The organism is Bradyrhizobium sp. SHOUNA76 (assembly GCF_023006445.1).
GTDB lineage: Bacteria > Pseudomonadota > Alphaproteobacteria > Rhizobiales > Xanthobacteraceae > Bradyrhizobium.
Genome location: NZ_JALBHA010000564.1, coordinates 1 through 3,855, shown reverse-complemented (window position 1 = coordinate 3,855; position 3,855 = coordinate 1). Strand labels below are relative to the sequence as shown.

Genomic DNA, 3,855 nt, shown 5'->3' with positions numbered 1-3,855 from the left:
GGCGATGCCCCTCCGCACGCGGCAGACCGCGCGCGGCCGCCCAACGCCCGTTGCCATCCATGATGATGGCGACATGCGCGGGCGCCTCGGACCGATCTGGTCCTTCCGTTGCGGGCGCGGCGGCGTTGGACATGAAGGCGATGCCTTAAACGGTGAGGACTTCTTTTTCCTTGGCGGCCAGCAACTGGTCGATTTCGGCGATCGTGCTGTCGGTCGCCTTCTGCACCTCGTCGGCGTGGCGCTTCTGGTCGTCCTCCGACATCTCGTGGTTCTTCTCGAGCTTCTTGAGGACGTCGAGACCGTCGCGGCGGACGTGGCGCGCGGCGACCTTGGCAGCTTCGGCGTATTTGTGCGCGACCTTCACCAGCTCCTTGCGCCGCTCCTCGTTGAGCTCGGGGATGCGCAGACGCAGCACCTGGCCCTCGGTCGCGGGCGACAGGCCGAGATTGGAATCGACGATCGCCTTCTCCACCGCCTTGACCATCGACTTGTCCCAGACCTGCACCGAGATCAGGCGCGGCTCCGGCACGCTGACGGTGGCGAGCTGGTTCAGCGGCATGTGGCTGCCGTAAGCGTCGACCTGCACCGGATCGAGCATCGAGGCGGAGGCGCGCCCCGTCCGCAGGCCGCCGAGCTCGTGCTTGAGGGAGGCGACGGCGCCTTGCATGCGGCGCTTCACTTCGTTGAGGTCGAAATTTTCCGTGGGCATCACGTTTCTCCTTCAAAATCCCGGCGGCCGCTCGGCGCCCTTCCCTCGGGCGCGCCAGATGAGCCGTCAGCCGGCGACGATGGTTCCGTGGCCGACGCCGCGCAGAATCGCGCCGATCGACCCCGGCTCCGCGATCGAGAATACGATGATAGGCAGTGACGTCTCGCGGGCAAGCGCGAAGGCGGTCGCATCCATCACCTTGTAGCCACCCTCGATCGCCTGCGAATGGGTCAGCCGGTCGAACCGCGTGGCGGACGGATCCTTCTTCGGATCGGCCGAGTAGACGCCGTCGACATTGGTCGCCTTCAGCACCGCCTGGGCGCCGATCTCGGCGGCGCGCAACACCGCGGTCGTATCGGTGGTGAAGAACGGATTGCCGGTGCCGCCGCCAAGCAGCACGATGCGGCCTTCGGCGAGATATTTGTGCGCCGCAGTGCGGGTGAACAGCTCGGAAATCTCGGGCATGACGAAGGCCGACAGCGTGCGCGCCGGCGTGCCCTTCCGCTCGATCGCCGCTTCCAGGGCGAGGCAGTTCATCATGGTGGCGAGCATGCCCATGGTGTCGCCGGTCGGGCGCGACACGCCGCGGGCCGAGACCTCGACGCCGCGCACGATATTGCCACCGCCGATCACGACCGCAACCTCGGTGCCGAGCTTGCGGGCCGCGATCAGGTCGTCCGCAACCCGGTCGACTGTCGGCTGATCGATGCCAAAGCCTTGCTGTCCCGCGAGATATTCGCCGGACAGCTTGATCACGACGCGACGATAGACCGGATCAGTCATGAGCACTTTTCCTTGTCCGGGCGCCGCTTCCGGCGGCACGCCGGAAGGAACGTTCCGGCGCTTACTTCTTGCCGCTGGCCGCCGCGACCTCGGCTGCGAAGTCGCTTTCCTGCTTCTCGATTCCCTCACCGAGAGCATAGCGCACAAAGCCCGCGATCTTCACAGCGCCGCCGACCTTGCCCTCGGCCTCCTTCACGGCCTGCGCCACCGACTTGCCGGTGTCGTGGATGAAGGCCTGCTCGAGCAGACAGACTTCCTTGTAGTAGGTCTTGAGGCCGGACTCGACGATCTTCTCAATCACGTTCTCGGGCTTGCCCTGCTGGCGATATTTGTCGGCGAGCACGTCCTTCTCGCGCTTGACGACCGCCGGATCGAGGCCGGACGGATCGAGCGCCAGCGGATTGGTGGCCGCGATATGCATCGCGATCTGGCGGCCGAGCCCCGCGAGCTCGTCAGCCTTGCCGGGTGATTCCAGCGCAACGATCACGCCCATCTTGCCGGCGCCCTCGACGACCGCGCCGTGGACGTAGCTCGACACCACGCCCTGGCTCACCTCGAGCGAAGCCGCGCGGCGCAGCGTCATGTTCTCGCCGATGGTGGCGATCGCGTCATTGATCGCGGCCTCGACCGTGACGTCACCGACCTTGGCGGCCTTGATCTTCTCGACGTCGGAGCCCGCGTCGAATGCGACCTGGGCGACCATCTTGACCAGGCCCTGGAACTGGCCGTTGCGCGCCACGAAGTCGGTCTCGGAGTTGACCTCGACCACGACGCCCTTGGTGCCCTTGGTGAGCGCGCCGATCAGACCCTCGGCCGCAACGCGGCCCGACTTCTTGGCGGCCTTGGACAGACCCTTCTTGCGCAGCCAATCCTGCGCGGCTTCCATGTTGCCGTCGTTCTCGGTCAGCGCGGCCTTGCAGTCCATCATGCCCGCGCCGGTCGACTCGCGCAGGTCCTTGACCATCGCAGCTGTGATCGTTGCCATCGTTGAAAATCCTTTGTGCCTGCCGGTTCGCCGCGGCGCGGCCTGATCGCCTCGCCGCGGTCCATCTCAGGGATTCGCGTCAACTGAAATGGTGGCCGGATCCTATCCGGCCAACCCATCGCTCTTTTTGACTATTCCGCTTCCGCGGTCAGCGCCTTGGCCTTGGCCACCCAGGCGTCCGCACGGCTCGGGAGACCGAGTTCTTCGCCGATCTTGTGCGCGGTGTCGTGGTCGAGCTCGGCGAGCTGCCAGAAGTGGAAGATGCCGAGGTCGTTGAACTTCTTCTCGATCGCACCCGACACGCCCGGGAGCTTCTTGAGGTCGTCGGCGGTGCCGCGCGGACCTGCAAGGCCCTGGAAGCCGCTCGACGAGGCCGCCGGCAGCTCTTCAGCAAGCGGACGGGCGGACGCGCCGACGTCGATGCCCGAATCGCCCTGGGCGCGGGAGATGCCGTCGATCGCGGCGCGCGCGATCAGGTCGCAATAAAGCGCGATCGCACGGCCGGCGTCGTCATTGCCCGGCACCACATAGGTGATGCCCTTGGGGTCCGAATTGGTGTCGACGATCGCGGCGACCGGGATGTTGAGACGCTGGGCCTCCTGGATCGCGATGTCTTCCTTGTTGGTGTCGATCACGAAGATCAGGTCGGGCAGACCGCCCATGTCCTTGATGCCGCCGAGCGAGCGGTCGAGCTTGTCGCGCTCGCGCTGAAGCGTCAGGCGCTCCTTCTTGGTGTAGGAGCTGGCATCGCCGCCGGCCAGCACGTCGTCGAGGTGACGCAGGCGCTTGATCGAGGCCGAGATCGTCTTCCAATTGGTCAGCGTGCCGCCGAGCCAGCGCGAATTGACGAAATACTGCGCGCAGCGCTTGGCAGCGTCCGCGACGCCGTCCTGCGCCTGGCGCTTGGTGCCGACGAACAGGATACGGCCGCCCTTGGCGACGGTGTCGCTGACCGCCTGCAAGGCCGTGTGCAGCATCGGCACGGTCTGCGCGAGGTCGACGATGTGAATGTTGTTGCGAGCGCCGAAAATGAACGGAGCCATTTTCGGATTCCAGCGATGAGACTGGTGACCAAAGTGCACGCCAGCTTCAAGCAGCTGACGCATAGTGAAATCGGGTAGTGCCATCGTTCTAATTCTCCGGTTGGTTCCTCCGGAAACGTGTGAGCAAGACGGAGCGTTGTCGCCCCGGCTGCCACCGGACGGCCTTGTGAGCCATGTTTCCGTGTGAGATGGCGCGCTATATAGCGCCATTTCGGCCAGAAGCAAGGAAATAACGGTCCATCTGGGCGCCGGGAAGCTTCAGTCGCTTCCCGCGCGCCCTGGACGCCTAGCACTTCGGCTGGCCAGGCGGGCAAGGCTTTGGTGGCGGTCCGGCC

4 protein-coding genes and 1 pseudogene are annotated in these 3,855 nt (G+C 65.7%); all 5 read right to left on the bottom strand.

Translation table 11 applies throughout. The annotated features are described in order from the left end of the window. A pseudogene (locus tag MOV74_RS33300) lies at window positions 1-133 on the bottom strand (undecaprenyl diphosphate synthase family protein); the annotation flags it as partial. Window positions 134-145: 12 nt separating this feature from the next. Next, window positions 146-709: a ribosome recycling factor gene (frr, locus tag MOV74_RS33295; protein ID WP_246931230.1), complete on the bottom strand. Its 564-nt coding sequence runs from the start codon at window positions 707-709 to the stop codon at window positions 146-148. Window positions 710-775: 66 nt separating this feature from the next. Then, the gene (pyrH, locus tag MOV74_RS33290) at window positions 776-1,492 is read right to left on the bottom strand and encodes a UMP kinase (RefSeq protein WP_246931229.1); all 717 of its coding nucleotides are present in this window, start codon (window positions 1,490-1,492) and stop codon (window positions 776-778) included. 61 nt (window positions 1,493-1,553) lie between these two features. Then, window positions 1,554-2,477 carry a translation elongation factor Ts gene (gene tsf, locus MOV74_RS33285; protein ID WP_246931228.1) on the bottom strand — a complete coding sequence of 308 codons (924 nt, stop codon included), beginning with the start codon at window positions 2,475-2,477 and terminating at the stop codon, window positions 1,554-1,556. A gap of 131 nt (window positions 2,478-2,608) precedes the next feature. Next, window positions 2,609-3,604 (bottom strand): 30S ribosomal protein S2, encoded by a 996-nt coding sequence (locus tag MOV74_RS33280; RefSeq protein WP_246931227.1) that lies wholly within the window; start codon window positions 3,602-3,604, stop codon window positions 2,609-2,611. Between the last annotated feature and the right edge of the window lie 251 nt (window positions 3,605-3,855).

Bases quoted from the DNA above. Each gene is read 5' to 3' on its own strand.
- frr (WP_246931230.1), bottom strand. From the start codon at position 709: ATGCCCACGGAAAATTTCGACCTCAACGAAGTGAAGCGCCGCATGCAA.
- tsf (WP_246931228.1), bottom strand. From the start codon at position 2,477: ATGGCAACGATCACAGCTGCGATGGTCAAGGACCTGCGCGAGTCGACC.
- pyrH (WP_246931229.1), bottom strand. From the start codon at position 1,492: ATGACTGATCCGGTCTATCGTCGCGTCGTGATCAAGCTGTCCGGCGAA.
- MOV74_RS33280 (WP_246931227.1), bottom strand. From the start codon at position 3,604: ATGGCACTACCCGATTTCACTATGCGTCAGCTGCTTGAAGCTGGCGTG.